We start from the raw sequence: 25754 nt of genomic DNA, 5'->3' as shown, positions 1-25754 counted from the left end.
TTTCGCCAATAAGAACAATAAAACGGAGTACTTCAAGATGCTGTCCATGCAGCTCCAGGCTTGCCCGCCTGCTCGCTTTTCCCGTCTCAGCCATACCGCCCTTGCCAGCGCCGCCGCCCTCGCCGGCTTTTCGCCGTTGAGCCAGGCTGCCTTCTTCGAAGACAGTACGGCAACCTTCGAAACCCGCAACATGTATTTCAACCGCGACTTTCGCGACGGTACCAGCGCCCAGCAATCCAAGCGGGACGAATGGGCCCAGGGGTTCATGCTCAACCTGCAATCGGGTTACACCGACGGCACCGTGGGGTTCGGTGTCGATGCGCTGGGCATGCTGGGGGTGAAACTCGATTCGAGTCCGGATCGCACAGGCACCGGTCTGTTGCCGACCCATGACGACGGGCGCGCGGCGGATGAATATTCCAAGCTCGGCCTGACCGGCAAAATGAAAATCTCCGCCACGGAACTGAAAATCGGCAGCCTGATTCCGGAATTGCCGATTCTCAAAGCCAACGACGGGCGCATTCTGCCGCAGACCTTTGAAGGCGGCCTGCTGACCTCCAAAGAGATCAAGAACCTGACCTTCACCGGCGGGCGCCTGGAGAAAGCCAAGGACCGCGACAGCACCGACTTCGAGGACATCGCCCTCAACAACAAGAACAGCCGTTTCGCCGGCACCGTGGCCGGCAAGCACTTTGATTTTGGCGGCGTGGATTACAAGTTCACCGACAAAATCATCGGCAGCTACCACTTCGCCCAACTCGATGAAGTCTATAACCAGCATTTCCTTGGCGTGGTCGCCTCGCAACCGTTCGGCCCCGGCACGTTCGGCACCGATCTGCGCCTGGCTATCAGTGACGACGAAGGCGCAGCCCGTGGCGGCAAGATCGACAACAAATCCCTCAACGGCCTGGTGAGCTACGCCTTGAGCGGACATAAATTCAGCGCTGGCTATCAGCACATGTCCGGCGACAGTGCCTTCCCTTATGTCGATGGCAGTGACCCGTACCTCGTCAACTTCGTGCAGATCAACGACTTTGCCGGCGCCGAAGAACGTTCCTGGCAGGCTCGCTACGACTATGACTTTGCCAAACTCGGCATTCCCGGCCTGAGTTTCATGAGTCGTTACCTGAGCGGTGACAACATCAAGCTCAAGAACGGCGACGAAGGCAAAGAGTGGGAACGCAACACCGAAATCAAATACGTCGTACAAAGCGGCGCGCTCAAGGATGTCGCTGTGCGCCTGCGCAATGCCACTTACCGTTCCAACTATTCCGCTCGCGATGCCGATGAAGTGCGTCTGCTGGTGAGCTATAGCGTTGCCCTTTGGTAATTCAGTACGTCCATAACAAAAACTCCAAGGAGACTTGAATGAACCTGTCACTGCGTAAAGTTGCTCTCACCGCCAGCGCCCTGCTTTTCGCCGGCCAATTGCTCGCCGAACCCAAACGCCCGGAATGCATCGCCCCGGCCTCGCCAGGCGGCGGTTTCGACCTGACCTGCAAACTGGCGCAAAGCGCGCTGGTGAATCAGAAATTGCTGACCAAGCCGATGCGCGTGACCTACATGCCCGGCGGTGTCGGCGCGGTCGCGTACAACGCGGTGGTCGCCCAGCGTCCGGCCGATGCCGGCACGCTGGTGGCGTGGTCCAGCGGTTCGCTGCTGAACCTGGCCCAAGGCAAATTCGGCCGTTTCGATGAAACCAACGTCCGCTGGCTTGCCGCCGTCGGCACAAGCTATGGCGCCATCGCGGTAAAAAGCGATTCGCCTTACAAGACCCTGGACGATCTGGTTCAGGCATTGAAGAAAGATCCGAGCAAAGTGGTGATCGGCTCCGGCGGCACCGTCGGCAGCCAGGACTGGATGCAAACCGCCCTGATCGCCAAGGCAGCCGGGATCAACCCGCGCGACCTGCGTTACGTCGCCCTCGAAGGCGGCGGTGAAATCGCCACTGCGCTACTCGGCGGCCACATCCAGGTCGGCAGCACCGACATCTCCGACTCCATGCCGCACATCCAGAGCGGCGACATGCGCCTGCTGGCCGTGTTCTCCGAGAAGCGTCTGGACGAGCCGGAAATGAAAGATATTCCGACCGCCAAAGAGCAAGGCTACGACATCGTCTGGCCAGTGGTTCGCGGCTTCTACCTCGGGCCAAAGGTCAGCGACGAAGACTACGCCTGGTGGAAAGACGCGTTCGACAAGCTGCTGGCTTCCGAGGAGTTCGCCACGTTGCGCGATCAGCGTGAACTGTTCCCGTTCGCCATGACCGGCCCGGAGCTGGACACCTACGTGAAGAAGCAGGTCACGGACTACAAAGTGCTGGCCAAAGAGTTCGGCCTGATTCAGTGATCGCCTCTGTCTAGCGGCTACGGTCCCCGTTCTGCGGGGCCGCAGCACAGGAGTTTCCTATGCTCTTACAACGCATTTTTGCTTCAGCGCTGTTGCTGGTCTGTGTTGGCCTGGCGCTGATGGCGTGGCCGTATCAAGCGTCTTTTTCCTACGAACCGGTGGGGCCGCGAGCCTTCCCGCTATTGATGCTCGGCCTGATGGGCCTTGGTTTGCTGTACATGGCGTTTCGTCCGACACCGATTGTGCACAGTGACGATGACCCGAAACTGGACCGTGAAACCCTGATCAAGATCGGCATCTGCGTACTGCTGTTGCTGGTGTTCGCCGGGGCCTTCGAACCCCTTGGTTTCATCGTCGCCAGCATTCTGATTGGAATCCCCATGGCACGCCTGTATGGCGGCCGCTGGCTACCCAGCACGGTGATCATCAGCCTGATGGCTATCGGTCTTTATCTGCTGTTCGACAAGGTGATGGACGTGCCACTGCCACTGGGCGTGCTCGACGTTCTGGAGAACTGATATGGATACTCTTGGCTATTTGGGTCAGGGTTTCGGCGTCGCGCTGAGCCCGTACAACCTGGTGACCGCGCTGTGCGGCACCCTGATCGGCACCGTCGTCGGGCTGTTGCCAGGCCTGGGCCCGATCAACGGCGTGGCGTTGCTGATTCCGATTGCGTTCGCCCTCGGTCTGCCGCCGGAATCGGCGCTGATCCTGCTGGCGGCGGTGTACCTGGGTTGCGAATACGGCGGCCGGATCAGTTCGATCCTGCTGAACATTCCAGGCGAAGCGTCCACCGTCATGACCACCCTCGACGGTTACCCGATGGCCCGCAAGGGTCTGGCCGGTGTAGCGTTGTCGCTGTCGGCGTGGAGTTCGTTCATCGGCGCGTTCATCGCCACTTGCGGCATGGTGCTGTTCGCCCCGCTGCTGGCGAAATGGGCGATTGCCTTTGGACCGGCAGAGTATTTCGTGCTGATGGTGTTCGCGATTGTCTGTCTTGGTGGCATGGCCGGCGATCGACCACTGAAGACTTTTATCGCCGCGCTGATCGGTTTGTTTTTGTCGACTGTCGGGATCGATGCCAACAGCGGCGTGTACCGTTTCACCGGGGACAACATCCACTTGACCGACGGCATTCAGTTCGTTGTGCTGGTTCTCGGCTTGTTCTCCATCAGTGAAATCCTTCTGCTGCTGGAAAAAACCCATCGCGGCCAGGAAGCGGTGAAAGCGACCGGCCGGATGATGTTCAACTTCAAGGAAGCCTCGGCTGTCTTTTTGGTGAACATCCGTTGCGGTCTGCTCGGTTTCATCATGGGCGTGTTGCCGGGTGCCGGCGCCACGTTGGCCAGCGCTGTGGCCTACATGACCGAAAAACGTATCGCCGGCGCCAATGGCACCTTCGGCCAAGGCGACATGCGTGGCCTCGCGGCGCCGGAAACCGCCATCGGCGGCGCAGCCTGCGGTGCCCTGGTGCCGATGCTGACGCTCGGCGTTCCGGGTTCCGGTACCACGGCGGTGATGATCGGCGCGCTGTCGCTGTACAACATCACCCCGGGCCCGCTGTTGTTCCAACAGCAACCGGACATTGTCTGGGGCCTGATCGCTTCGTTGTTCGTCGCCAACATCATGTTGGTGATCCTCAACATCCCGATGATTCGCATCTTCACGCGCATCCTGGCCGTGCCGAACTGGGCGCTGGTGCCCGTGATTGCGATCATCACCGGGATCGGCGTCTACGCGGTGCATGCCACTACCTTCGACCTGTTCCTGATGATCGGCATCGGCATCTTCGGTTACATCCTGCGCAAGCTGGACTTCCCGTTGTCGCCGGTTCTGTTGGGCTTCATCCTTGGCGGCCTGATGGAGCAGAACCTGCGTCGCGCCCTGTCGATCTCCAATGGCGCATTGGAAATCCTCTGGTCGAGCCCGATCACCTTCGGTGTCTGGGTACTGACCGCAATCATGCTGTTCATGCCGATCCTGCGAATCTGGCGCAAACGTTCGGTCGCCCGGCGCGTTATCGCCGATGTCTGATCGAACACCCTTCAAAGCCTGGTGGGGAACCCCGCTGGTCGGTCTGCTGGGCGGTTACCTGGCCAGCCAGATCGGCTGGCCACTGCCGTGGATGGTCGGCTCGTTGCTGGCGATCATCCTGGTGCGTTGCCTGACACCTTGGCAATTGGCGGAAATCCCTGGCGGCCGCAAGTGCGGCCAGTGGATTGTCGGCATCGGCATCGGCCTGCACTTCACCCCGGTGGTGATGGAGCAGGTCCTGAGCCACTTCGGCCTGATCTTCTTCGGTGCTTTGGTCACCAGCCTCTCGGCGGTGGTCGGGGTCTGGTTGATGCGGCGTACCGGTGAAGATCGCGCCACCGCGTTCTTTTCCAGCATGCCCGGCGGCTCCGGGGAGATGGTCAACCTCGGCGCGCGTAACGGCGCAGTGCTCAGTCGTGTGGCGGCGGGGCAAAGTCTGCGGGTGTTGGTGGTAGTGCTGTGTGTGCCGGCGGCGTTCAAGTATTGGCTGGGTGACGGTGCACCGCTGTCCCATGCCACTTCCGTTGACTGGCGCTGGCTGGCACTTCTATTCCCGGCGGGCGCCCTCGCCGCCTGGCTCTGGGAGCGTCTGCGTCAACCCAATCCGTGGCTGTTCGGGCCGTTGCTGGTGAGTGCGGCGGTGAGTATTGGCTGGGATCTGCACATCAGTTTGCCCAATGGCGGCAGCCAGATCGGCCAATGGCTGATTGGCAGCGGGTTGGGGTGTCATTTCAATCGGCAGTTCTTCCGGCGGGCGCCTTCTTTTATGGGGCGGACCTTGATCGGCACGGTGCTGAGCATGTTGATCGCCACGCTGGCAGCATTGGGGTTGAGTGCGCTGACGCATCTGGATTTGCGTTCGCTGACGTTAGGCATGATGCCCGGCGGGATTGCGGAGATGAGCCTGACGGCAGAGACATTGCAGTTGTCGGTGCCACTGGTGACGGCGATGCAGGTGATGCGGCTGTTGTTTGTGTTGTTTCTGGCGGAGCCGTTGTTCAAGTATTGGAATCGGGTGCCCGACTCCCCCTAACCTGATCGTTCCCACGCTCCGCGTGGGAATGCCTCAACGGACGCTCCGCGTTCGGCTTTGGATGGGACGCAGAGCGTCCCGGGCTGCATTCCCACGCAGAGCGTGGGAACGATCATTACGCGACCGGTGGTAACCGCCATTCGATCGGCGTCTCGCCATTCTGCTCAAGATATTTATTGGTTCGACTGAAGTGCCCGCACCCAAGGAAGCCGCGATAGGCGGACAGCGGTGATGGATGCACCGACGTCAGCACCAGGTGTTTGGTGGCATCGATCAGTTTCTGCTTGCTCTGGGCATGGGCGCCCCACAGCATAAACACCAGATGCGGCTGATGTTCACTGACCACTTCGATGATCCGATCGGTGAAAAACTGCCAGCCCTTGTCCTTGTGCGCATTGGCGTTGGCGCGCTCCACGGTCATGGTGGTATTGATCATCAGCACGCCCTGGTCAGCCCAGCTTTGCAGGCAACCGTGGGTCGGGATGTCGATGTTCAGATCGCGTTTCAACTCTTTATAGATGTTCACCAGCGACGGCGGCGCCGGTACGCCTGGTTGCACCGAAAAGCACAAGCCGTGGGCCTGCCCCGGACCGTGGTACGGGTCCTGGCCAAGGATGACGACTTTGACTTTATCCAGCGGCGTCGAATTGAGCGCGTTGAAAATCATCGGTCCTGGCGGGTAGATTTCCTTGCCTGCCGCGCGCTCCTCTTGCAGGAAATTGCGCAACTCTGCCATGTAGGGCTGGTCGAATTCGGCACGCAGTGCCTCCTTCCAGCTCGGTTCGAGTTTGATACGGTCGTCTGCAGTCATGGTTACATCCGGCAAAAACAATGGGGCGAACCCTAGGAAAGCCCATCACGCTTGTCAATTGATCTGACGCAGATCCGGCACTTTCCTACATAACGATCATACTGAACGCTCAAATTCCCGATCGAGGTCACGATGAATCTGCACTTCGAAGAACTCACTGGCACCGACGGCGCACGCATCGGAGTCGCCAGCCTGGATGCCGAAAAGTCCCTGAATGCCCTGTCCTTGCCGATGATCAACGCCTTGCGCGATCAACTGGACGTCTGGGCCAAAGAGCCACAAATCGTCTGCGTCGTACTGCGCGGCAAAGGTACCAAAGCCTTTTGCGCCGGCGGCGAAGTCCGCAGCCTGGTGGAAGCCTGTCGTGCCCATCCCGGCGAGGTGCAGCCGCTGGCCGCGCTTTTCTTTGCGGCGGAATATCGCCTGGACTTCAATCTGCACACCTATCCTAAACCGCTGATCTGCTGGGGGCATGGCTATGTGCTCGGCGGCGGCATGGGGCTGTTGCAAGGGGCGGGCATCCGGATTGTCACGCCGAGCACCCGCATGGCGATGCCGGAGATCAGTATCGGTTTGTACCCGGATGTCGGGGCCAGCTGGTTCCTGTCGCGGCTGCCTGGCAAGCTCGGATTGTTTCTCGGCCTGACCGGCGCCCATATGAACGGTCGCGATGCGATCGATCTCGACCTGGCCGACCGTTTTCTGCTCGATGAACAACAGGAAGATCTGATGGAAGGCCTGCTGCAGTTGAATTGGCAGGAACAGACGCCAATGCAGCTGAACAGCCTGCTCAAGGCCTTGCAGCAGGAAGCCATCGCGCAAATGCCCGAAGCCCAGTGGCTGCCACGTCGCCAACAGATCGATGAGCTGCTGGATGTCAGTGACGTGCGCTGCGCCTGGAAGGCCATCAGCCAGTTGCGTGACTGCACCGATCTGCTGCTCAGCCGTGCCGCGAAAACCATGAGCGAAGGCTCACCCCTGACCGCGCATCTGGTGTGGGAGCAGATCGCCCGCGCCCGGCACATGTCGCTGGCGCAGGTCTTTCAGATGGAATACACCATGAGCCTCAACTGCTGCCGTCATCCTGAGTTCAGCGAAGGGGTGCGCGCACGGTTGATCGACAAGGATCAAAAACCCCATTGGCACTGGCCAGACATCAATACCCTGCCGGATGCAGTGGTAGAAGCGCATTTCCACAAGGCCTGGGAAGGCCGGCATCCTCTGGCCGATCTGTAGGAATACTGAAATCTGGGCATAAAAAAGCGGCGCTTCGTGCGCCGCTTTTTTATGAGTGTTTAACGGTGGCCGCCTCGTCCATTGTGCTCGCCGCGACTGTTGTGGTCGCCTCGTCCACCACGGTTGTCGCGTCCGCCATGTCCGCGATAGTCGTTGCTCCGTCCACCGCGGTTGCGGCCATCCCAACCGCCACGGTTATGGCCATCCCAGCCGCGATTCTGATGAGCCCGGTAATCGGCTCGTGGCGACGACTGGTAATAGCGTGGTGCCGGTTGATAAACCCGCGGCTGATGGTAATACCGCGGCGTTGGCTGGTAATACCGCGCTGGCGGTGCGTAGTACCGGCGAGGTTGCGTGTAGTAACCGCCGCCACCTGAGTAGTAAGGCCCGCCACCGGAATAATAGGCTGGCGAGGTATAGACCTCGGAACGGTAATAGCTGGCTCCTCCATCGGAATAGGGCACGCATGCACCAAGAGACAATCCCAATACAGCAATCAGAAGAATTCGCAGATACATGGCGGCCTCCTGGACCGCGAGTGAGCCACACCAGCGACGCTGGCAGGCGACAGTCAATTATTCGGTGACTGTCGAAAGATCAGACATCGTTTTCCAAATCTGGTGCGTTCGCGAAACAGATTGAAACAAGTCACCGATGAAAGGTTTTTCATCCATTCATCCGCTGATTAATGGTGGCCACCACGATATCCACCTCGGTAATGACGTGGCGAATGCCCACCCCAATAGTAGTAACGATAGCCACCATAAAAGCGCGGGCCGTGGTAGTGGCGCGGGCCGTAATAGTAGGGATAGGGCGAATAGCCGGGATAGTAATAAGGCGCGGAATACACATCGTAGCCCCCGGAGTAGTAGTAGCAGCCGGACAATCCCAGACCGAGTACAACACCGAACAACAGTCGACGAAACATGGCGGCCTCCTGAAAGACCACAGCCGGAACACGCCGGCTGACACCTGTTTTGACTGGCAACGCTGCGCCGAGTACCGAACCGCCTGGACCTTCAGATCAGCGGCCGGCCCGATCCATTGCGGTGCACCCATGCACCATCACAAGGCAACGCCGCCACCTCTTGCGAGCGCGCCAATTGCGTAAACGCCCACGCTAGAGCGCTCGAGCGGAGTTGGCACGGCTCTCGCTTTAACAAAGACGTGCAGGAGTCATCACAGGTTCGCAGCACCACAATTTGCAATGGCTGACTAGGGTTCCGGCTCGCTAAGGCGAGTGGCTGGTCCGAGAGTTGGCGACCTCCAGTTGAGGTTACACGGCGGGATAAAAGCCCGGGAGACAAGCCACCGTTCACGGTGCCGCGTTGACTCCTGCCCGCCCTTGATCAACTGGAGAACCACCCATGCTCAAGCTTCGTTTACCCGCCCTGCTCGCCGCTGCTTTCGCAGCCTTCGTGAGCGTCTCGTCCCAGGCCGCACAGAAAGACCACTTCAGCGTCTGCTGGACCATCTACGCCGGTTGGATGCCCTGGGAATACGCCGGCAGCCAAGGCATCGTCGATAAATGGGCGAAGAAGTACGGCATCAAGATTGATGTGGTGCAGCTCAATGACTACGTCGAATCCATCAACCAATACACCGCCGGCCAGTTCGATGGCTGCACCATGACCAACATGGATGCGCTGACCATTCCGGCGGCCGGTGGCGTCGACAGCACCGCGCTGATCGTCAGCGACTTCTCCAACGGCAACGACGGCATTGTGCTCAAGGGTGACGGCAAGAAAGTCACCGACCTCAAAGGTATGGACGTCAATCTGGTGGAACTCTCGGTTTCCCACTACCTGCTGGCCCGGGCGCTGGATTCGGTTGATCTCACCGAGAAAGACCTGAAAGTGGTCAACACCTCCGACGCCGACATCTCGGCGGCCTTCAACACCGATCAGGTCAACGCCGTCACCACCTGGAACCCGATGCTTTCGGACATCAAGGCCAAGCCTGCGGTGACCGAAGTGTTCAACTCCAGTCAGATCCCCGGCGAAATCATGGACATGATGGTGGTCAACAGCGCCACCCTCAAAGACAACCCGGCCCTGGGCAAAGCCCTGACCGGCGCCTGGTTCGAAGTGGTCGAGTTGATGAACGCGAAAAACGCCGCCAGCAAAGCCGCCCTCGAACACATGGCCAAAGCCTCGGGCACCGATCTGGCCGGCTTCCAGTCGCAACTGGACACCACCAAACTGTTCGCCACCCCCAAAGAAGCCCTGGCGTTCACCACCAGCAAGCAATTGCCGGAAACCATGCGCAAAGTCGCCGAGTTTTCGTTCCAGCACGGCTTGCTCGGTGAAGGCGCCAAGGACACCAGCGCAGTCGGCATGGCCTTCGCCAACGGCGTGACCAGCGGCGACAAGACCAACCTCAAGCTGCGCTTCGACCCGACCTACGTGCAGATGGCCGCCGACGCGAAGCTGTAATCAGGAGGACCTGGCCATGCGCCTGATCAATCGCCACCCGGATCGCCCGAGTCGCCTGCTGTTGGTGATCCTGCCGTTCGCCCTGGTGCTGTTCGCCTACTTCATGGGCTCGGCTGAGCGGCTGACGGACAACCCCAATGACAAGCTGCTGCCGAGCGCCGTGCAGATGACCGACGCGGTGAAACGCCTGGCGTTCACCGCCGACTCCCGCACTGGCGACTATTTACTTTGGCAAGACACCGCCTCCAGCCTGCGGCGCCTGGCCATCGGCCTTGGCATCAGCGCGCTGGCCGGGCTGTGCCTGGGCATCGCCGCCGGTACGCTGCCACTGTTTGGCGCGCCGTTGTCGCCGTTACTGACAGTGCTGTCGATGGTGCCGCCGCTGGCGATCCTGCCGATTCTGTTCATCGTGTTCGGCTTGGGGGAATTGTCGAAAGTGATGCTGATCGTGATCGGCATCACCCCGTGCCTGGCCCGTGATCTGGAGCAACGCGCCCGGGAAATTCCCGTCGAGCTGCTGATCAAGGCCCAGACCCTCGGCGCTTCGACCTGGACGCTGATGCTGCGCGTGGTGCTGCCGCAACTGTTGCCACGCTTGTTGATCTCGCTGCGACTGATGCTTGGCTCGGCGTGGTTGTTCCTGATCGCCGCCGAAGCCATCGCCTCCACCGACGGCCTCGGTTACCGGATTTTCCTGGTGCGCCGCTACCTGGCGATGGACGTGATTCTGCCCTACGTGGTGTGGATCACCCTGCTCGCCTGGCTGATGGATTGGGGCCTGAAACGCCTGACCCAACGGGCGTTCCCTTGGTATGAGGGGGCCCGCGCATGAGCTTCATCACAGTGAAAAATGTCTGGCAGCAATACGCCGATCAGGTGGTGCTCGAAGGGCTGAACCTGAACGTCAACGAAGGTGAATTCTGCACCTTGGTCGGTGCGTCGGGTTGCGGCAAGTCGACCTTCCTGCGGCTATTGCTGGGCCAGGAACGCGCCAGTCGCGGCGAGATTTTGTTGGATGGCCAGGCCTTGGCCGGCGAGCCAGATGCCAGTCGTGGCGTGGTGTTCCAGCGCTACTCGGTGTTCCCGCATTTAACGGTGCTGGACAACGTCGCCCTGGGCCTCGAACTGCCGCGCTCGCCGCTGCTCGGGCGGTTGTTCGGCAGCGCTAAAAAAGATGCACGCGAACAAGCCTCAGTGCTGCTGCACAAAGTCGGCCTCGGCCACTCGCTGGACAAGTACCCGGCGCAGCTCTCCGGTGGCATGCAACAACGACTGGCGATTGCCCAGGCACTGATCATGAAACCTCGGGTGTTGCTGCTCGACGAACCGTTCGGCGCCCTCGATCCGGGCATCCGCAAGGACATGCACGCTTTGCTGCTGGAGCTGTGGCGCGAGACGCAACTGACGGTGTTCATGGTCACCCATGACCTGTCCGAAGGCTTCAGCCTCGGCACTCGCCTGCTGGTGTTCGACAAGGTCCGTCTCGACCCGCACGCCCCCGGCGCCTATGGCGCGCGCATCACTTACGACATCCCTTTGAACAGCGACCGCCGCGCCCATCGCGCCGCCGTCGACGCCTTGCCGGCTGACCTGGCAGGTACGCTTCGTACCGCTTAAGAGGACTTTTCATATGACTGATTCGACTCAACTGTTCCCGCCCTTCGCCGAAGAAATGCTCCCCGGCGGCGGCCATCGTTCCTTCGTCCTGAAACGCGGTCAACTGCTGCGCCTGACCGACCTGCGTGGCGGTGCCAACGTCAGCCTGACGCTGCTCAACGCCAACGAAAAAACCGAACGCCTGAACCTGCCCGACAGCCTCAAATGCCAACACACCGCCAAGCTCACCACCGGCCATTGCCTGTATTCGGACATGGGCCGCGTGCTGGCCGCCATTACCGCTGACACCTGCGGCTGGAGCGACAGCCTCGGCGGTGTGCTCTGCGCTGAAGAGGTCGCGGAAAAATACGGCGCGGGGCGCTATCAGGAACTGCGCAACGGCTTCTTCCGCAACGGCACCGACAACCTGTTGGTGGAATTGGGCAAGTGGGGGCTGGGCCTGTCCGATTTGCTGATGACCCTCAACCTGTTCAGTCGCGTGAATGTCGATGAAGCCGGACATTTCCACTTCGTCGAAGGCAATTCCAAGGCCGGCGACTACATCGAGTTGTATGCGCCGATGGACACGCTGGTGGTGCTCACCGCGCTGCAACATCCGATGGACCCTTCGCCTGAATACGCGCCGAAACCGCTGAAACTCAGCTGGATGAACGCTGACGCCAGCGTCGCCGAACACTGCCGCACCTCGCGCCCGGAAAACGAGCGCGGCTTCATCAACACCGACCGTCTGTTCGCCTGAGGATCGCTGCCATGTCACTCGCAATCGCTACCGCTCAACAGCTGCCCGAAACCGCGATCTACCGCGCCACCATCCCCGCCGGGGAACCATGGCTGATGGAGGTCAAGGCCGGCCAGACCTTGCGCATCCTCGACCTGGAAGGCAACCAGGCGGTCGACACCTTGTTCTACAGCGTCGCCAACCCAAAGGAGCGCTACGACGTGCAACGCACCTTGCGCCGACAGAACAGCGTCTACCTGAGCACCGGCAGCGTGCTCTATTCCAACCTCGGCAAGCCGATGCTGACCATCGTTGCCGACACCTGCGGCCGTCACGACACCCTCGGCGGCGCTTGCGCGCAAGAGAGCAACACCGTGCGTTATGCGTTGGAGAAACGCTACATGCACAGCTGCCGCGACAACTACCTGCGAGCCTGCGTCCACGACGGGCGATTGGGCAAGGGCGACATCGGACCGAACATCAACTTCTTCATGAACGTGCCGGTCACGGCGGATGGCGGGCTGACGTTTGAGGACGGGATTTCGGCGCCGGGCAAATACGTCGACCTGCGGGCCGAGATGGACGTGATCGTGCTGATCTCCAATTGCCCGCAACTGAACAACCCGTGCAACGCCTACAACCCGACCCCTGCGGAGCTGCTGGTATGGAACTGAAATTCGCGCGGTTGCGTCGATGGTTGTTTGCCCTTTGTCAGGCCCGTTCAGGCCAGTGCCTCAAACAGCCCAAACACCATTAATCAACTGTGGGAGCGGGCTTGCTCGCGAAGGCGGAGTGTCAGTCGACATCAATGTTGAATGTGCTGGCCCCTTCGCGAGCAAGCCCGCTCCCACAGGGGGGACGGTGGTGTTTTTGAGTGAATTGATTCTGCCGTCGGGGACGACCTCGGCGCTTATCGAAAAACTGCGGGACGGCCCGCATCCCAGGTCGAGGCTGATGCGCTATCGCCTCCAGGGGTTATGCCATGTTCGAAAAAGTCCTGATTGCCAACCGTGGCGCCATTGCCTGCCGCATCCTGCGCACCCTGCGTGAGTTGCAGGTCCGGGGCGTTGCCGTTTACTCCGAAGCCGATGCCGCCAGTTTGCATATCTTGCAGGCCGATGAAGCCCACAGCCTCGGTGAAGGCGCAGCCGCCGGTACCTATCTGGCTGTCGAAAAAATCCTCAATATCGCCAAATCCACCGGCACCACGGCGATCCATCCCGGCTACGGTTTTCTCTCGGAAAACGCCGCGTTCGCCGAAGCGTGCGAAGCCGCCAACATCGCCTTCATCGGCCCGACACCAGAGCAGCTGCGGGTGTTCGGCCTCAAGCACACCGCCCGTGCCTTGGCCAAGCAACACGGCGTGCCGATGCTCGAAGGCACCGAGTTGCTCGACAGCCTCGACGCGGCGCTGATGGCTGGCGAACAGGTCGGCTACCCGGTGATGCTCAAAAGCACCGCCGGCGGTGGCGGCATCGGCATGCGCGTGTGTCGCAGTGCGGCCGAGTTGAGCGAGTCCTTTGAAGCCGTCAAACGCCTCGGCCAGAACAACTTCAGCGACGCCGGGGTGTTCATCGAAAAGTACATCCAGCGCGCCCGCCATCTGGAAGTCCAGGTGTTCGGCGACGGCCTGGGCGAAGTGATTGCCCTCGGCGTGCGCGACTGCTCGGTGCAGCGGCGCAACCAGAAAGTCCTAGAAGAAACCCCGGCACCGAACCTCCCCGAGGGCATGGCCGAAGAGCTCTGCGCGGCGGCGATCAAACTGGCGAAAGCGGTGAATTACCGCAGCGCCGGCACCGTCGAATTCGTCTTCGACAGCGAGGCTCAGCGTTTCTACTTTCTCGAAGTGAACACCCGTTTGCAGGTGGAGCACGGCGTCACCGAGCAAGTCTGGGGCGTGGACCTGGTGCGCTGGATGGTCGAACTGGCGGCGGGTGATTTGCCACCGTTGAGCACGTTGAGCCAAGGTTTGAAAGCCTGCGGCCATGCGATTCAGGCACGGCTTTACGCGGAAGATCCGGGCCGGGATTTTCAGCCAAGCCCAGGCTTGCTGACCGCCGTGAACTTCCCTGCCGCCGATGGCAAACACCTGCGTATCGACACCTGGGTCGAGGCCGGTTGCGAGATCCCGCCGTACTTCGATCCGATGATCGCCAAGGTCATCAGTTGGGCGCCGACCCGCGAAGAAGCCGCTGCCGATCTGCATCAAGCGCTGGGCGACAGCCTCCTCTACGGGGTAGAAACCAACCGCGATTACTTGCGGCAGATTCTGCTCGATGTGCCCTTCGCCAGCGGCCAGCCGTGGACCCGTTGCCTGGAAGGTTTGGTCTATCAGGCCAACACGTTTGAGGTACTCAGCGCCGGCACTCAAACCAGCGTTCAGGACTATCCCGGCCGTCTCGGTTACTGGGCCGTGGGCGTGCCACCGTCGGGGCCGATGGACAGTCGTGCGTTGCGTTTGGGCAACCTTTTGCTAGGCAACGACGAAGGCGCCGCTGCGCTGGAAATCACCATGAGCGGGCCGCTGCTGCGCTTCAATTGTGACGCGGTGGTGGCGGTGACCGGGGCCGTGATTCCACTCAGCCTTAATGGTGATGTGGTGCCGATGAACACGTCTTTGCTGGTACCGGCGGGTGCTACGTTGAGCCTTGGCACGATTGCCGGTGCAGGCGCCCGCAGCTATCTGTGCCTGCGCGGCGGCGTGCAAGTACCAGATTATCTGGGCAGCAAAAGCACCTTCACCCTCGGTCAATTTGGTGGGCATGGCGGGCGCGCGTTGCGAGCCGGGGACGTGTTGCACGCCCTTGCTTTGAGCGATCGCAGCAGCGGTCTTCAACTGCCTGAAGAACACGTCAGCGAGCTGCCCATCGTGCGGCAAATCCGGGTGATCTACGGCCCTCATGGTGCGCCGGAATATTTCACCGAAAACTACATGGGCACCTTCTTCGCCACCCAGTGGGAAGTGCATTTCAACTCCAGCCGAACCGGCGTGCGGTTGATCGGGCCGAAGCCTGAATGGGTGCGCGCCGATGGTGGCGAGGCGGGTCTGCATCCGTCGAATATCCATGACAATCCGTATGCCATTGGTGCGGTGGATTTCACCGGGGACATGCCGGTCATCCTCGGTCCCGACGGCCCTAGCCTCGGCGGGTTTGTCTGCCCGGTGACGGTGATCGAGGCGGATCTTTGGCAGCTTGGGCAACTCAAGGCTGGGGACAAGGTTCAGTTCCTCCCCGTCGATCTCAAGACCGCCCGCACCCTCGCCCTGAAATGGAATACCCCCTGTGGGAGCGGGCTTGCTCGCGAAAGCGGTATGTCAGATACATCAATGTCGACTGACACACCCTCTTCGCGAGCAAGCCTGCTCCCACAAGGGATTGTGTCGCCGGTGGTGTTGGATTTGGGTCAGGGAAGTACTCGACTGGTGGCGAGACTGTCCGGCGACACACATTTGCTTTTGGAAATCGGCGCACCTGAGTTGGACCTGGTCCTGCGCTTCCGCGCCCACGCACTGATGCAAGCCCTGGAAAGCCAAAACCTGCACGGCGTCATCGACCTCACCCCCGGCATCCGCTCGCTGCAAGTGCACTACCAGCCCGAACAACTGCCGCTGGCCGATCTGCTCGGCATCGTCGCTGGCGAGTGGGACGCCGTGTGCGCTGCCAAGGACCTGCAAGTGCCCTCGCGCATCGTCCATCTGCCGTTGTCCTGGGACGACCCGGCCTGCCAGTTGGCGATCGAAAAATACATAACCACCGTGCGCAAGGACGCCCCGTGGTGCCCGAGCAATCTGGAGTTCATCCGCCGCATCAACGACCTGCCGAACCTCGACGAAGTGCAGCGCACGGTGTTCGACGCCAGCTACCTGGTGATGGGCCTGGGCGACGTCTACCTCGGTGCGCCGGTGGCCACGCCGCTCGATCCGCGGCATCGCTTGGTGACCACCAAATACAACCCGGCCCGTACCTGGACCGCAGAAAACTCGGTGGGCATTGGTGGCGCTTACATGTGCGTGTACGGCATGGAAGGCCCTGGCGGATATCAGTTCGTCGGCCGCACGTTGCAGATGTGGAATCGTTATCGCGAGGTCGCCGCATTCGATGGCAAACCGTGGCTGCTGCGCTTCTTTGATCAGATCCGTTTCTACCCGGTCAGTGCCGATGAACTGCTGCGCATTCGACGGGATTTCCCCCTCGGGCGCTTCGATCTGAACATCGAGCACAGTCAGCTGAATCTGGCGGATTACCAATCCTTCCTGACGAAGGAAGCCAAGAGCATTGCCGCGTTTCGCGACCAGCAAAAAGGTGCGTTCAACGCCGAGCGCGAGCGCTGGATCGCCAGCGGTCAGGCGCATTTCGACAGTGAAGAACTGGTACCGGAAATCACCGACGACGCGCCGCTGGCCAGCGGTCAACAGAGCGTCGACAGCCACATCGCCGGCAACCTTTGGCAGGTTCAGGTTGAAACCGGTAGCCGGGTTGCCGCGGGTGATGTGCTGGTGATTCTGGAGTCGATGAAGATGGAAATCCCATTGCTCGCGCCCGTGGCCGGAGTGGTACGCGAGATTCGCGTGCAGCCGGGTTCGGCCGTGCGCGCCGGACAGCGCGTCGTGGTGCTGGAACTTGAGTGAACCCATTTTGAAAAGGACTAACGCGATGAACATCAACCTGCAACTCGACGCCCTGCGCGGCGCTTATCGCCTCGGCAACATCACGCCCCGTGAACTGCTGCTGAGCCTGCGCGATAAAGCCGCGGCATTGAACCCGGACTATCACCTGTTCATCCACTTGCTCAGTGTTGAAGAACTGGAACCGTACCTCGCCGCACTCGACGGTCGCGACCTCGACAGCTTGCCGCTGTTCGGCGTGCCATTCGCGATCAAGGACAACATTGATCTGGCGGGCATTCCGACGACCTCGGCGTGCCCGGCATTTGCCTACGTGCCGGAGCGTTCGGCGACCATCGTCGAGCAGTTGCTGGCGCTGGGGGCGATACCGTTGGGCAAGACCAATCTTGATCAATTCGCCACCGGCCTTAACGGCAGTCGCTCACCGTATGGTGCGTGCCCAAACAGCGTGTTGCCGGAGTATCCGTCGGGCGGCTCCAGCGCCGGGTCGTCGCTGGCGGTGGCGCTCGGCGTGGCGAGTTTTTCCTTGGGCACGGACACGGCGGGCTCCGGCCGTGTGCCGGCGGCGCTGAACAATCTGGTGGGGTTGAAAGCCAGCAAAGGGTTGATCTCCACGGCCGGTGTCGTGCCGGCCTGCCGCACCCTCGATTGCGTGACCACGTTCACCGCGACGGCTCGGGAAGCCAGTCAGTTGCTCGCGCTCACTGCGCACCTTGATCCGCGCGATGAATACAGCCGCAGTAATCCGTTGTGGAATGACGGCTCGGCGTTTGGTGCACCTCGCCCCTTCCGCTTCGGCGTGCCCCGTGCTCAGGATCTGGCGTTCTTCGGTTGCCCTGAAGGCCCGTTGTTGTTCGGCGACGCCATCGATCAGCTCAAAGCCTTGGGCGGTGATGCCGTGGAACTGGATTTGTCGCCGTTTCTCGAAGCGGCACGCTTGCTCTATGAAGGCCCCTGGGTGGCTGAGCGCTACAGCGTCGCCGGCGAATTGATGGAGCAAAACCCTGAAGCCGTACTGCCGGTGATTCGCGCGGTGCTGGCCAAGGCGCCAGCGGTGAACGGCGTGCAAACCTTCCGCGCCCAGTACCGCCTGCAAGCGCTGAAAGCCCTGTGCGACCAGGCGCTGGACGGCCTCGACTGCGTGCTCACCCCCACCATTGGCCGCCCCGTCACACTGGCGGAACTGGACGCCGAGCCGGTGCTGCGCAATTCGGAACTGGGCTACTACACCAACTTCATGAACCTGCTCGATTACGCCGCCGTCGCCGTGCCCAGCGGTTTCATGGGCAATGGTTTGCCGTGGGGTGTGACGTTGTTCGGGCGGGCGTTTACTGATCAGTATTTGTTGGGTGTGGCGGATGCGTTGCAGCGCCAGCAAGGTTTGGCGACACCGGTTCCGTCGGCTGTCGCACGTAATGACCGGGCGCGATTGGTGGTGTGTGGTGCGCATCTGGATGGGCTGGCGCTGAATTGGCAATTGAAGCAGCGCGGAGCTCGACTGGTGGAGACGACGTTCAGCTCGCCGGACTATCAACTGTATGCCTTGGCCGGCGGCCCGCCGTTTCGTCCCGGAATGGTTCGCGTGAAGGACGGGGGTGTGGCGATTGCGGTGGAAGTGTGGGAGTTGCCAAGCAGTGAGTTGGGTTCTTTTCTGACCGGAATTCCGGCGCCGTTGGGATTGGGCAAGGTGCAATTGGCGGATGGGCGTTGGGAAAGCGGGTTTATTTGTGAGGCGTATGGGTTGGAGGGAGCAGCCAATATCAGCCATTTAGGCGGATGGCGGCGTTACCTCGCTCAATAAGGGACGCGGAGCGTCCCGGGCGGCATTCCCACGCAGAGCGTGGGAACGATCGACTCAGGGACGTGTGAACGATCATTCGCCCAGCACATCGAGCAGTTATTTCCCGGCAGTGCCTTTAGAATGCCTGCCTGCTGACCGATGACACCTTGCACACGCTGCTGTCGAGAACGGATCATGCGATGTACCGGGCCAAGCAAGCCGGCCGTAACCGCACCTGCGTGGAAATGCCTCACTCCAGTTATGAATAACCCTACATGAATAAGCCAGATTTCTGCCCGGCCTGCGGCGCCTCCAACGACTGTACCCTGGCCGACCCGCGAACCGCCGATCGGGCCTGCTGGTGCTACGGCGTCAGCATCGACCCGGCGGTGCTCGAAGCACTGCCGCCCGAACTGCGCGACAAATCCTGCTTGTGCCCACGCTGCGCGCAAGTCGAGGCGCAGCTGTAAGCAACCGCACAACCGATCACGTAAGATACGCCCTCCTTTCCAGCCGATCCCTCGCCATGCGCATCGACCGCTTCCTCAGCAACCTGCCGCGCTTCAACCGTAAGCAGGTACGTCTGTTGCTGGTGGAAAAGCGTGTCAGGATCGACGGAAAAGTCGTCAGCGACCCTCACGCCGACGTACTGGAATTCAGCCGCGTGGAACTCGACGATGAGCTGCTGCAAGTCGGCAAGCCTGCACGCTACTTCATGCTGCACAAACCGACTGGCTGCGTCAGTGCCACCCGCGATCCGCAACACCCGACCGTGCTCGACCTGATCCATGAGCCGGACAAGGAAGACCTGCACATCGCCGGGCGCCTGGACTTCAACACCACCGGCCTGATGCTGATCACCAACGACGGCAGTTGGTCGCGACGCCTGACCCAGCCGCAAACCAAACTGCCCAAGGTCTACTACGTCGAGACCGAGCAAGAGATTGGCCCGCAATACGCATTGAAATTCACCGAAGGCCTGTACTTCGCCTTCGAAGACCTCACCACTCAGCCCGCCGAGCTGGCCGTACTCGGTCCAACCTGCGCACGACTGAGCATCGTCGAGGGTCGTTATCATCAGGTGAAGCGGATGTTCGGCCATTTCGACAACAAGGTGCTGCGCCTGCACCGCGAAAGCATGGGCCCGCTGGTGCTCGACAGTGCCCTGAAACCGGGCGAGTACCGCGCATTACGCACCGAAGAGATTCAATTGATCTAAGCAGACGACCGCTCAGCAGAAGTTGTCGAACAATTTTCCAAAGATACTTGCGCGATGACGTGACCCCTGCTTGAATCAGGACGTCGGCCGAAATGTGACCGACGAGTCACAACATACTTCTAAGAAACTTTTTGCCGGTAGAGAACCCTCAGGTTCCGCTTTCCCCCGGCAGACTGCCCGCCAATAACAATACCCGTCGACCGGACTGCATTGGATCGACATGGGCCTCTCAAATTCCAGGCGTATGCCTACCTGTCACAAAACTCGTGCAATCTCATTTGCGCGCATACCCGCTTGCTTGGAGTCTTATGACATGAGGCCAGAAATCGCTGTGCTGGATATACAGGGTCAGTATCGGGTTTACACGGAGTTCTATCGCGCAGACGCCGCAGAGAAGACCATTATTCTGGTCAACGGCTCGATGGCCACGACTGCGTCGTTTGCACAGACCGTGAAAAACCTTCACCCGCAATTCAATGTGGTCTGCTACGACCAGCCCTACGCGGGCAAGTCGAAAGCCCACAACCTGCACGAGAAATTGCTGACCAAGGAAATCGAAGGGCAGATCCTCCTGGAGCTGATCGACCACTTCGCCGCCGAACACGTGCTGTCGTTTTCCTGGGGTGGCGCCGCGACCCTGGTCGCCCTGGCCCACCAGCCACGGCGCATCGAAAAAGCCGTGATCAGCTCGTTCTCTCCGGAGATCAACGCGCACATGCTCGACTACCTCGAGCGCGGCATCGATTACCTCGGCAGCCGGGACGGTGACCGGGTGGGCAACCTGGTGAACAGCACCATCGGCAAACACCTGCCGACCCTGTTCAAGCGCTTCAATTATCGGCACGTCAGTTCCCTGGCCGAGCATGAATACGGGCAGATGCACTTCCACATCAGCGATCTGCTGCACAGTGATCGCCAGTGCTTCCTCAAGGCCGCGGAGAAAGTCAACGTGCCAGTGCTGTTCATGAACGGCGAATGGGACGAGTACACCGCTGCCGACGGTGCCCAACTGTTCGCCAATCATGTGCAACACGCGACTTTCACCACCCTGCAGGCCACCGGCCACTTTCTCGACATGGAACACAAAGCAGCTTGCCGAGATAGCCGCAACGCATTGCTGGGCTTCCTGAAACCTTCACAACACGAAAGTCGACCGCGTTATCACTACGTCCAGGACCAACATGCATTGGCCATCTGAAACAGTGTCATCGCGAGCAAGCTTCGCCCTACGGTGTTGAATGCATTCCTGTAGCAGCGAGGCTTGCCCGCGATAGACCGTCATGCGGTCTCTGCTTTTGTTTCTTTTGCGCTAAAGCCGTCCCACGCAAAGAAAAACTTCATTTCCACGGCCACATCTGGTACAAAGTCAGCCGCTCAGCGGGTGTCGTATAATGGCATTACTCCAGCTTCCCAAGCTGATAACGAGGGTTCGATTCCCTTCACCCGCTCCAACCGAATTTTGTCTCACGTCAGGATGTTTTTGACGGGAGACGCAAGAACACAAAAACCGGTCCGTTGTGACCGGTTTTTTTGTGCCCTGGATTTGGGTTGCCGGGGAAATGCCAGGAGCGCAGAACGCATGCTTCCCGTCCCCATGCCCCAATGATATGCAGTGCTATACTTTTTATGGTTTTGAATGAAGCGTACAGCGTTGCCCACGGGGGTTGATACCGACTGCAAATCTCGATTGGCGCTGCAAGACTAAGGAGGTCTACGGCAAGCACGAGATGGGAGGTGTGGCATGAATCGACACTATTACATCAGCAACAATCTCGACGATCTTGAAGCCGTTGAAAATGAGCTGGAAGCCAGCGGCATCAATTCCGAGCAAATTCATGTGCTCAGTCAACACGTTGCCGAAGTTGAACAACATCACCTTCACGAAATCAACTCGTTAATGGAACAGGATGTTGTCCACTCTGGCGAAATTGGTGCAGTGATCGGTGTGCCCCTCGCGGCGCTGGTTCTTGGCGTCGCCTATTGGCAGGGCTGGACCGAATCCGCCGCCGGCTGGACGCCTTTTGTCTTTCTTGCCGTTGTTGTATGCGGCTTCTGCATCTGGGAAGGCGGTTTTTTTGGTATTCAGGTGCCAAACACTCACTTCCGCAGTTTTAAACAGGTGGTAGAAGAGGGGAAACATATTTTCTTCGTAGATGTCGAGCCGGCTCAGGAGTCGGTATTGGACGGGGTTATCGAACATCACCCCGCGCTGGAGATTGCTGGCACAGGAACGGCTGCCCCCCACTGGACAGTCGCCTGGCAGCACAAATGGCATCAGTTCAAGCGAGTGATATCGGGTTAGCTCCTGGAGACTGATGGCCACCCGGAAGCTGCTTATTGGCCGAAGGAAATGACCCGACTGAGGAAAACATAATCCGCTTCGGTGGCCATCAGTCCGACGAGTACCAGCAAACACAAAGGTGGCACCAATATGGAGTAGACCATCGCCAACCGTTCCCAGGCCATATGCATGAAGATGGAGACAATTAAACCTGCCTTCAACAACATGAAAGTGATAATCAGGGACCACCGAAGGTAACCATGGAACTGGAAATAGTCGACAAGGTACGACAGCGTGCTGAGGACGAATAACAGCCCCCAGATTTTAAGGTACAAGCTGATTGGATGTTGCTGACCTTGAGCGTGTGCCATCACCCGTGCTCCTCTACCATAAATAGAAGAAAGCAAAAATAAACACCCATACCAAATCCACGAAGTGCCAGTAAAGCCCGGCTATCTCGACGTTCTGATAGTTTCCGGAGCGCTCATAATCTCCCCGCCATACTTTCAGCGCCACAATGCCGAGATAGAGGGCACCGATTGACACGTGCAGTCCGTGAAAACCGGTAATCATGAAAAAGCTGGCGCCAAACTGCGCCGCCCCCATGGGGTTCCCCCAGGGACGCACGCCTTCTGCGATGAGCTTGGTCCATTCGAATGCCTGCATGCCGACGAAGGTCACACCCAAGGCAGCGGTCGCCAGCATCAGGGCAGCGGTTTTCGCGCGATCACGGCGGTAGGCGAAATTGACGGCCATGGCCATGGTGCCGCTGCTACTGATCAGCACAAAAGTCATGATGGCGATCAGAATAAGTGGGATCGACTGACCGCCGATCGTCAATGCGAACACTTCGCTGGGGTTCGGCCAGGCGGTGGTGATGGTCATGCGTACCGACATGTAGCCGGTTAAAAAACAGGTGAATATAAAAGTATCGCTGAGCAGGAATATCCACATCATCGCCTTGCCCCAAGGCACCTGCTTGAAAGCCTCCTTATCCGAGGACCAGTCGTTGGCGATGCCCTGCCACCCGGCTACAGGCGACAAGCCGGATGGATTGGATGAACTGGACTCGCCTGGGGCAAGTGGATGCGATGCCATGGCTGTTCACCTCAGGCCGCAGAATCTGGCGATCGCTTCGTAGGTTTGCGGCGTGCTGGCCAGCAAAGCGAAGAGCACGAACCAAAGGCCCAGTAAGTAATGCCAATAGATGGCACACAACTCTACGCTGGCGCTGAGTTGCGGCAATGGTACGCGCTGCAGGAATTTAGCAACGATTATGCCCCACGCTATCAACCCGCCCAGCAGGTGGAGCGCATGCAGGCCGGTCAACAGGTAGAAGAAGCTGTTGGCCGGATTGCTGGCGAGAAAGTAACCCCAGGCGACAAACTGCTGCCAGACCCAGAGTTGCCCCACCAGAAAAGCAATGGCGAATACGCCCGCCAACGCAAAACCAGTCACAGCTGCACCCGGTTGCGCCCGTCGCGCGGCCATACGCGACCACTGCAGTGCGACGCAACTGAATACCAGAAAAGCCGAGTTCAGCCATAGCTGCGAAAGATTGGCTAACGGTGCCATGGGCTCTGTCAGGGGTAACCAATCATTCATTTGTGAACGGGCGATAAAGGCGAGCAAGAAGAGAAAGAATAACGAACTCACCACGACCAGGAATAAGCGCAGGCCGGTTCTTGCGATTTGGTTTCGATCGGCACCTTCACCCGCCTGAATACCCTCCGGATCGCGATTCCAGCTGCCGCCGGGGTCAGCGCCATCGGCGTTTCTCAATAGCAACCTGCTCATGTTTTAACGTCCGCTATCCTGGTTCCGGCACTCTGTTGCCGCATCTGCTCCAACTCCTCGGCGGAGACTGTTTGCGGAACGAAATCCTGCTCTATTCCCGGCACGCTGTAGTCATAGGCCCAACGATGCACGACCGGCAGCTTCGCGCCCCAATTACCGTGTATCGGCGGGGTATTCGGCGTTTGCCATTCCAGACTGGCCGCGCCCCAGGGATTACTGCCTGCGGGCTTGCCCTTGAATGCACTCCAGGCCAGGTTGAACAGGAACAGCAACTGGGAAACGCCGACGGTCAATGCGATCACCGTTATGAAGGCGTTCAACTCTTGTGCCGACTGCGGAATGAAGGCGTAGTTGTCATAAGCGTAGTAGCGGCGCGGCATGCCCTGGAAACCCAAGTAGTGCATGGGGAAGAAGATGGCGTAGGTCCCCAGGAAAGTAATCCAGAAATGCAACTTGCCCAGGGTGTCATTCAACATGCGCCCGGTGACTTTAGGGAACCAATGATAGATGCCGCCGAACACCACCAGTACCGGCGCAACCCCCATCACCATATGAAAATGCGCTACAACGAAATAGGTGTCCGAGAGCGGAATATCCACGATCACATTGCCGAGAAACAAGCCGGTCAGACCGCCGACCAGGAAGGTGACGATAAAGGCCAGGGCAAACAGCATCGGCACGGTCAGATGGATGTCGCCGCGCCACAGGGTCAGCACCCAGTTGTAGACTTTCAGCGCGGTCGGCACCGCGATGATCAAGGTGGTGACGGCGAAGAAAAAGCCAAAGTACGGGTTCATTCCGCTGACATACATGTGGTGCGCCCAGACCACAAAGCTGAGTACGCCAATCGCCGTAATGGCCCACACCATCATTCGGTAGCCGAAGATATTTTTACGCGCATGCGTACTGATCAAGTCGGAGACCAGACCAAACGCAGGGAGCGCAACGATGTAGACCTCTGGGTGGCCGAAGAACCAGAACAGGTGCTGGAACAATATCGGGCTACCACCCTGGTGATCGACCTGTTGCCCCAGCGAGATCATCGCCGGCATGAAGAAACTGGTGCCCAACAGCTTGTCGAACAGCATCATGACCGCACTGACGAATAACGCCGGGAAGGCCAGCAAGGCCATGATCGAGGCAGTGAAAATCCCCCATACCGAGAGCGGCATACGAAACAAGGTCATGCCGTAGGTTCGCGCCTGCAACACCGTAGTGACGTAGTTCAACCCGCCCATAGTGGCTGCAACGATAAAAATCGCCAGTGAGACGAGCATCAGGACGATGCCCCACTCGACCCCCGGTGTCCCCTGAGAAATGGACTGTGGCGGATAGAGCGTCCAGCCCGAACCGGTGGGGCCGCCAGGAACAAAAAAACTGGCGAGCAACACCACTACCGCTAGCAGGTAGAACCAGTAACTCAGCATGTTGACATAGGGGAACACCATGTCGCGGGCGCCCACCATCAGCGGGATCAGATAGTTACCGAAACCACCCAGAAACAAGGCCGTCAGCAAGTAAATGACCATGATCATGCCGTGCATGGTCATCGCCTGATAGTAAGCACTGGCGTCCATGAACTCCAAAGCGCCGGGGAAACCAATCTGTATGCGCATCAAGCCGGACAACACCACGGCGATAACGCCCACGAACAAAGCCGTCAAGGAATATTGAATGGCGATGACCTTGTGGTCCTGACTCCAGATGTATTTGGTCAGGAAGCTTTTGGGTTCGTGTAGTGCTTCGGTTTCGGCTTGCTCCGCATAGGCCATCACGTCATCTCCTGTCGAAGTTTCGGTGCATTCCTGGCTGCTTTACGG

24 protein-coding genes, 1 tRNA gene and 1 riboswitch are annotated in these 25754 nt (G+C 59.6%); of the genes, 18 read left to right on the top strand and 7 right to left on the bottom strand.

The window, feature by feature from the left end; genetic code table 11:
- The first annotated feature begins 37 nt into the window (after window positions 1-37).
- The 5 genes from PFAS1_RS18465 to PFAS1_RS18445 are packed head-to-tail and all read left to right on the top strand — an operon-like array spanning window position 38 to window position 5413.
- The gene (locus PFAS1_RS18465; RefSeq protein WP_076030058.1) at window positions 38-1330 is read left to right on the top strand and encodes an OprD family porin; all 1293 of its coding nucleotides are present in this window, start codon (window positions 38-40) and stop codon (window positions 1328-1330) included.
- 38 nt (window positions 1331-1368) lie between these two features.
- Window positions 1369-2346, top strand: coding sequence for a Bug family tripartite tricarboxylate transporter substrate binding protein (locus PFAS1_RS18460; RefSeq protein ID WP_076030057.1), 978 nt, complete (start codon window positions 1369-1371; stop codon window positions 2344-2346).
- A gap of 59 nt (window positions 2347-2405) precedes the next feature.
- Entirely contained in the window at window positions 2406-2864 is a 459-nt protein-coding gene (locus tag PFAS1_RS18455) for a tripartite tricarboxylate transporter TctB family protein (protein ID WP_076030056.1), read from the top strand.
- A gap of 1 nt (window position 2865) precedes the next feature.
- On the top strand, window positions 2866-4380 hold the full coding sequence (locus PFAS1_RS18450) for a tripartite tricarboxylate transporter permease (RefSeq protein ID WP_074874269.1): 1515 nt from the start codon (window positions 2866-2868) through the stop codon (window positions 4378-4380).
- Window positions 4373-5413 carry an AbrB family transcriptional regulator gene (locus tag PFAS1_RS18445; RefSeq protein ID WP_076030055.1) on the top strand — a complete coding sequence of 347 codons (1041 nt, stop codon included), beginning with the start codon at window positions 4373-4375 and terminating at the stop codon, window positions 5411-5413. Before PFAS1_RS18450 ends, PFAS1_RS18445 begins: the two co-directional genes overlap by 8 nt.
- Window positions 5414-5528: 115 nt before the next feature.
- Here the strand turns inward: PFAS1_RS18445 and ung are convergent, their stop codons facing one another.
- Window positions 5529-6224 carry a uracil-DNA glycosylase gene (gene ung / locus PFAS1_RS18440; protein WP_074874267.1) on the bottom strand — a complete coding sequence of 232 codons (696 nt, stop codon included), beginning with the start codon at window positions 6222-6224 and terminating at the stop codon, window positions 5529-5531.
- 132 nt (window positions 6225-6356) lie between these two features.
- Here ung and PFAS1_RS18435 point away from each other — a divergent pair, with 132 nt between their 5' ends.
- Window positions 6357-7460 (top strand): enoyl-CoA hydratase/isomerase family protein, encoded by a 1104-nt coding sequence (locus PFAS1_RS18435; RefSeq protein ID WP_076030054.1) that lies wholly within the window; start codon window positions 6357-6359, stop codon window positions 7458-7460.
- A gap of 59 nt (window positions 7461-7519) precedes the next feature.
- Here PFAS1_RS18435 and PFAS1_RS18430 read toward each other — a convergent pair whose 3' ends face one another.
- Entirely contained in the window at window positions 7520-7978 is a 459-nt protein-coding gene (locus PFAS1_RS18430) for a hypothetical protein (RefSeq protein WP_074874265.1), read from the bottom strand.
- Between the two features lie 167 nt (window positions 7979-8145).
- Complete coding sequence (locus PFAS1_RS18425) at window positions 8146-8388, bottom strand: hypothetical protein (RefSeq protein ID WP_074874264.1); 243 nt, start codon at window positions 8386-8388, stop codon at window positions 8146-8148.
- A gap of 276 nt (window positions 8389-8664) precedes the next feature.
- Window positions 8665-8765: riboswitch (guanidine-I (ykkC/yxkD leader) on the top strand.
- Between the two features lie 62 nt (window positions 8766-8827).
- Here PFAS1_RS18425 and PFAS1_RS18420 point away from each other — a divergent pair.
- The 12 genes from PFAS1_RS18420 (at window position 8828) to PFAS1_RS18365 (ending at window position 22158) form a co-directional block, all read left to right on the top strand.
- The gene (locus PFAS1_RS18420) at window positions 8828-9895 is read left to right on the top strand and encodes a putative urea ABC transporter substrate-binding protein (protein WP_076030053.1); all 1068 of its coding nucleotides are present in this window, start codon (window positions 8828-8830) and stop codon (window positions 9893-9895) included.
- 16 nt (window positions 9896-9911) lie between these two features.
- The gene (locus PFAS1_RS18415) at window positions 9912-10727 is read left to right on the top strand and encodes an ABC transporter permease (RefSeq protein ID WP_074874262.1); all 816 of its coding nucleotides are present in this window, start codon (window positions 9912-9914) and stop codon (window positions 10725-10727) included.
- Window positions 10724-11512: an ABC transporter ATP-binding protein gene (locus tag PFAS1_RS18410; protein ID WP_076030052.1), complete on the top strand. Its 789-nt coding sequence runs from the start codon at window positions 10724-10726 to the stop codon at window positions 11510-11512. Before PFAS1_RS18415 ends, PFAS1_RS18410 begins: the two co-directional genes overlap by 4 nt.
- Before the next feature lie 13 nt (window positions 11513-11525).
- Complete coding sequence (locus tag PFAS1_RS18405) at window positions 11526-12251, top strand: urea amidolyase associated protein UAAP1 (protein ID WP_076030051.1); 726 nt, start codon at window positions 11526-11528, stop codon at window positions 12249-12251.
- An 11-nt stretch (window positions 12252-12262) separates the two neighbouring features.
- Entirely contained in the window at window positions 12263-12904 is a 642-nt protein-coding gene (locus PFAS1_RS18400; RefSeq protein ID WP_076030050.1) for an urea amidolyase associated protein UAAP2, read from the top strand.
- 308 nt (window positions 12905-13212) lie between these two features.
- On the top strand, window positions 13213-16860 hold the full coding sequence (gene uca, locus PFAS1_RS18395; protein WP_076030049.1) for an urea carboxylase: 3648 nt from the start codon (window positions 13213-13215) through the stop codon (window positions 16858-16860).
- Window positions 16861-16885: 25 nt separating this feature from the next.
- Window positions 16886-18658: an allophanate hydrolase gene (gene atzF, locus PFAS1_RS18390; protein ID WP_076030048.1), complete on the top strand. Its 1773-nt coding sequence runs from the start codon at window positions 16886-16888 to the stop codon at window positions 18656-18658.
- 254 nt (window positions 18659-18912) lie between these two features.
- Window positions 18913-19107 carry a cysteine-rich CWC family protein gene (locus PFAS1_RS18385; protein WP_008153014.1) on the top strand — a complete coding sequence of 65 codons (195 nt, stop codon included), beginning with the start codon at window positions 18913-18915 and terminating at the stop codon, window positions 19105-19107.
- Between the two features lie 56 nt (window positions 19108-19163).
- Window positions 19164-19856 (top strand): pseudouridine synthase, encoded by a 693-nt coding sequence (locus tag PFAS1_RS18380; protein WP_076030047.1) that lies wholly within the window; start codon window positions 19164-19166, stop codon window positions 19854-19856.
- A 313-nt stretch (window positions 19857-20169) separates the two neighbouring features.
- Window positions 20170-21054 carry an alpha/beta fold hydrolase gene (locus tag PFAS1_RS18375; protein ID WP_076030046.1) on the top strand — a complete coding sequence of 295 codons (885 nt, stop codon included), beginning with the start codon at window positions 20170-20172 and terminating at the stop codon, window positions 21052-21054.
- Window positions 21055-21233: 179 nt separating this feature from the next.
- Window positions 21234-21307: transfer RNA gene (locus PFAS1_RS18370), tRNA-Gly, on the top strand.
- Between the two features lie 290 nt (window positions 21308-21597).
- Window positions 21598-22158, top strand: a complete 561-nt coding sequence (locus PFAS1_RS18365) for an NAD/FAD-utilizing enzyme apparently involved in cell division (RefSeq protein ID WP_076030045.1) — start codon at window positions 21598-21600, stop codon at window positions 22156-22158.
- A gap of 32 nt (window positions 22159-22190) precedes the next feature.
- Here PFAS1_RS18365 and PFAS1_RS18360 read toward each other — a convergent pair whose 3' ends face one another.
- From PFAS1_RS18360 to ctaD, 4 genes are read right to left on the bottom strand one after another with little or no spacing between them, the layout of a single operon-like run.
- Window positions 22191-22508 (bottom strand): cytochrome C oxidase subunit IV family protein, encoded by a 318-nt coding sequence (locus PFAS1_RS18360; protein WP_076030044.1) that lies wholly within the window; start codon window positions 22506-22508, stop codon window positions 22191-22193.
- Between the two features lie 13 nt (window positions 22509-22521).
- A complete protein-coding gene (locus PFAS1_RS18355) occupies window positions 22522-23235 on the bottom strand; it encodes a heme-copper oxidase subunit III family protein (protein WP_076030043.1) in 714 nt (237 codons plus the stop codon).
- 6 nt (window positions 23236-23241) lie between these two features.
- Entirely contained in the window at window positions 23242-23934 is a 693-nt protein-coding gene (locus tag PFAS1_RS18350; protein ID WP_076030042.1) for a cytochrome c oxidase subunit 3, read from the bottom strand.
- Window positions 23931-25706 carry a cytochrome c oxidase subunit I gene (gene ctaD / locus PFAS1_RS18345; RefSeq protein WP_076030041.1) on the bottom strand — a complete coding sequence of 592 codons (1776 nt, stop codon included), beginning with the start codon at window positions 25704-25706 and terminating at the stop codon, window positions 23931-23933. Before ctaD ends, PFAS1_RS18350 begins: the two co-directional genes overlap by 4 nt.
- Window positions 25707-25754: the final 48 nt, after the last annotated feature.

The sequence above is a fragment of the Pseudomonas frederiksbergensis genome, from assembly GCF_001952935.1.
GTDB classification, from domain to species: Bacteria; Pseudomonadota; Gammaproteobacteria; order Pseudomonadales; family Pseudomonadaceae; genus Aquipseudomonas; species Aquipseudomonas frederiksbergensis.
The sequence above is the reverse complement of the archived record's forward strand: the minus strand, read 5'-3'. Positions and strand labels throughout refer to the sequence as shown.

Excerpts from the sequence above, each read along its gene's own strand:
- PFAS1_RS18430 (WP_074874265.1), bottom strand. The coding sequence starts at position 7,978 with ATGTATCTGCGAATTCTTCTGATTGCTGTATTGGGATTGTCTCTTGGT.
- PFAS1_RS18415 (WP_074874262.1), top strand. The coding sequence starts at position 9,912 with ATGCGCCTGATCAATCGCCACCCGGATCGCCCGAGTCGCCTGCTGTTG.
- PFAS1_RS18435 (WP_076030054.1), top strand. The coding sequence starts at position 6,357 with ATGAATCTGCACTTCGAAGAACTCACTGGCACCGACGGCGCACGCATC.
- uca (WP_076030049.1), top strand. The coding sequence starts at position 13,213 with ATGTTCGAAAAAGTCCTGATTGCCAACCGTGGCGCCATTGCCTGCCGC.
- PFAS1_RS18460 (WP_076030057.1), top strand. The coding sequence starts at position 1,369 with ATGAACCTGTCACTGCGTAAAGTTGCTCTCACCGCCAGCGCCCTGCTT.
- PFAS1_RS18465 (WP_076030058.1), top strand. The coding sequence starts at position 38 with ATGCTGTCCATGCAGCTCCAGGCTTGCCCGCCTGCTCGCTTTTCCCGT.
- PFAS1_RS18385 (WP_008153014.1), top strand. The coding sequence starts at position 18,913 with ATGAATAAGCCAGATTTCTGCCCGGCCTGCGGCGCCTCCAACGACTGT.
- PFAS1_RS18375 (WP_076030046.1), top strand. The coding sequence starts at position 20,170 with ATGAGGCCAGAAATCGCTGTGCTGGATATACAGGGTCAGTATCGGGTT.
- atzF (WP_076030048.1), top strand. The coding sequence starts at position 16,886 with ATGAACATCAACCTGCAACTCGACGCCCTGCGCGGCGCTTATCGCCTC.
- PFAS1_RS18450 (WP_074874269.1), top strand. The coding sequence starts at position 2,866 with ATGGATACTCTTGGCTATTTGGGTCAGGGTTTCGGCGTCGCGCTGAGC.
- PFAS1_RS18355 (WP_076030043.1), bottom strand. The coding sequence starts at position 23,235 with ATGGCATCGCATCCACTTGCCCCAGGCGAGTCCAGTTCATCCAATCCA.
- PFAS1_RS18445 (WP_076030055.1), top strand. The coding sequence starts at position 4,373 with ATGTCTGATCGAACACCCTTCAAAGCCTGGTGGGGAACCCCGCTGGTC.
- ung (WP_074874267.1), bottom strand. The coding sequence starts at position 6,224 with ATGACTGCAGACGACCGTATCAAACTCGAACCGAGCTGGAAGGAGGCA.
- PFAS1_RS18405 (WP_076030051.1), top strand. The coding sequence starts at position 11,526 with ATGACTGATTCGACTCAACTGTTCCCGCCCTTCGCCGAAGAAATGCTC.
- PFAS1_RS18360 (WP_076030044.1), bottom strand. The coding sequence starts at position 22,508 with ATGGCACACGCTCAAGGTCAGCAACATCCAATCAGCTTGTACCTTAAA.
- PFAS1_RS18420 (WP_076030053.1), top strand. The coding sequence starts at position 8,828 with ATGCTCAAGCTTCGTTTACCCGCCCTGCTCGCCGCTGCTTTCGCAGCC.
- PFAS1_RS18380 (WP_076030047.1), top strand. The coding sequence starts at position 19,164 with ATGCGCATCGACCGCTTCCTCAGCAACCTGCCGCGCTTCAACCGTAAG.
- PFAS1_RS18425 (WP_074874264.1), bottom strand. The coding sequence starts at position 8,388 with ATGTTTCGTCGACTGTTGTTCGGTGTTGTACTCGGTCTGGGATTGTCC.
- PFAS1_RS18350 (WP_076030042.1), bottom strand. The coding sequence starts at position 23,934 with ATGAGCAGGTTGCTATTGAGAAACGCCGATGGCGCTGACCCCGGCGGC.
- PFAS1_RS18365 (WP_076030045.1), top strand. The coding sequence starts at position 21,598 with ATGAATCGACACTATTACATCAGCAACAATCTCGACGATCTTGAAGCC.
- PFAS1_RS18410 (WP_076030052.1), top strand. The coding sequence starts at position 10,724 with ATGAGCTTCATCACAGTGAAAAATGTCTGGCAGCAATACGCCGATCAG.
- ctaD (WP_076030041.1), bottom strand. The coding sequence starts at position 25,706 with ATGGCCTATGCGGAGCAAGCCGAAACCGAAGCACTACACGAACCCAAA.
- PFAS1_RS18455 (WP_076030056.1), top strand. The coding sequence starts at position 2,406 with ATGCTCTTACAACGCATTTTTGCTTCAGCGCTGTTGCTGGTCTGTGTT.
- PFAS1_RS18400 (WP_076030050.1), top strand. The coding sequence starts at position 12,263 with ATGTCACTCGCAATCGCTACCGCTCAACAGCTGCCCGAAACCGCGATC.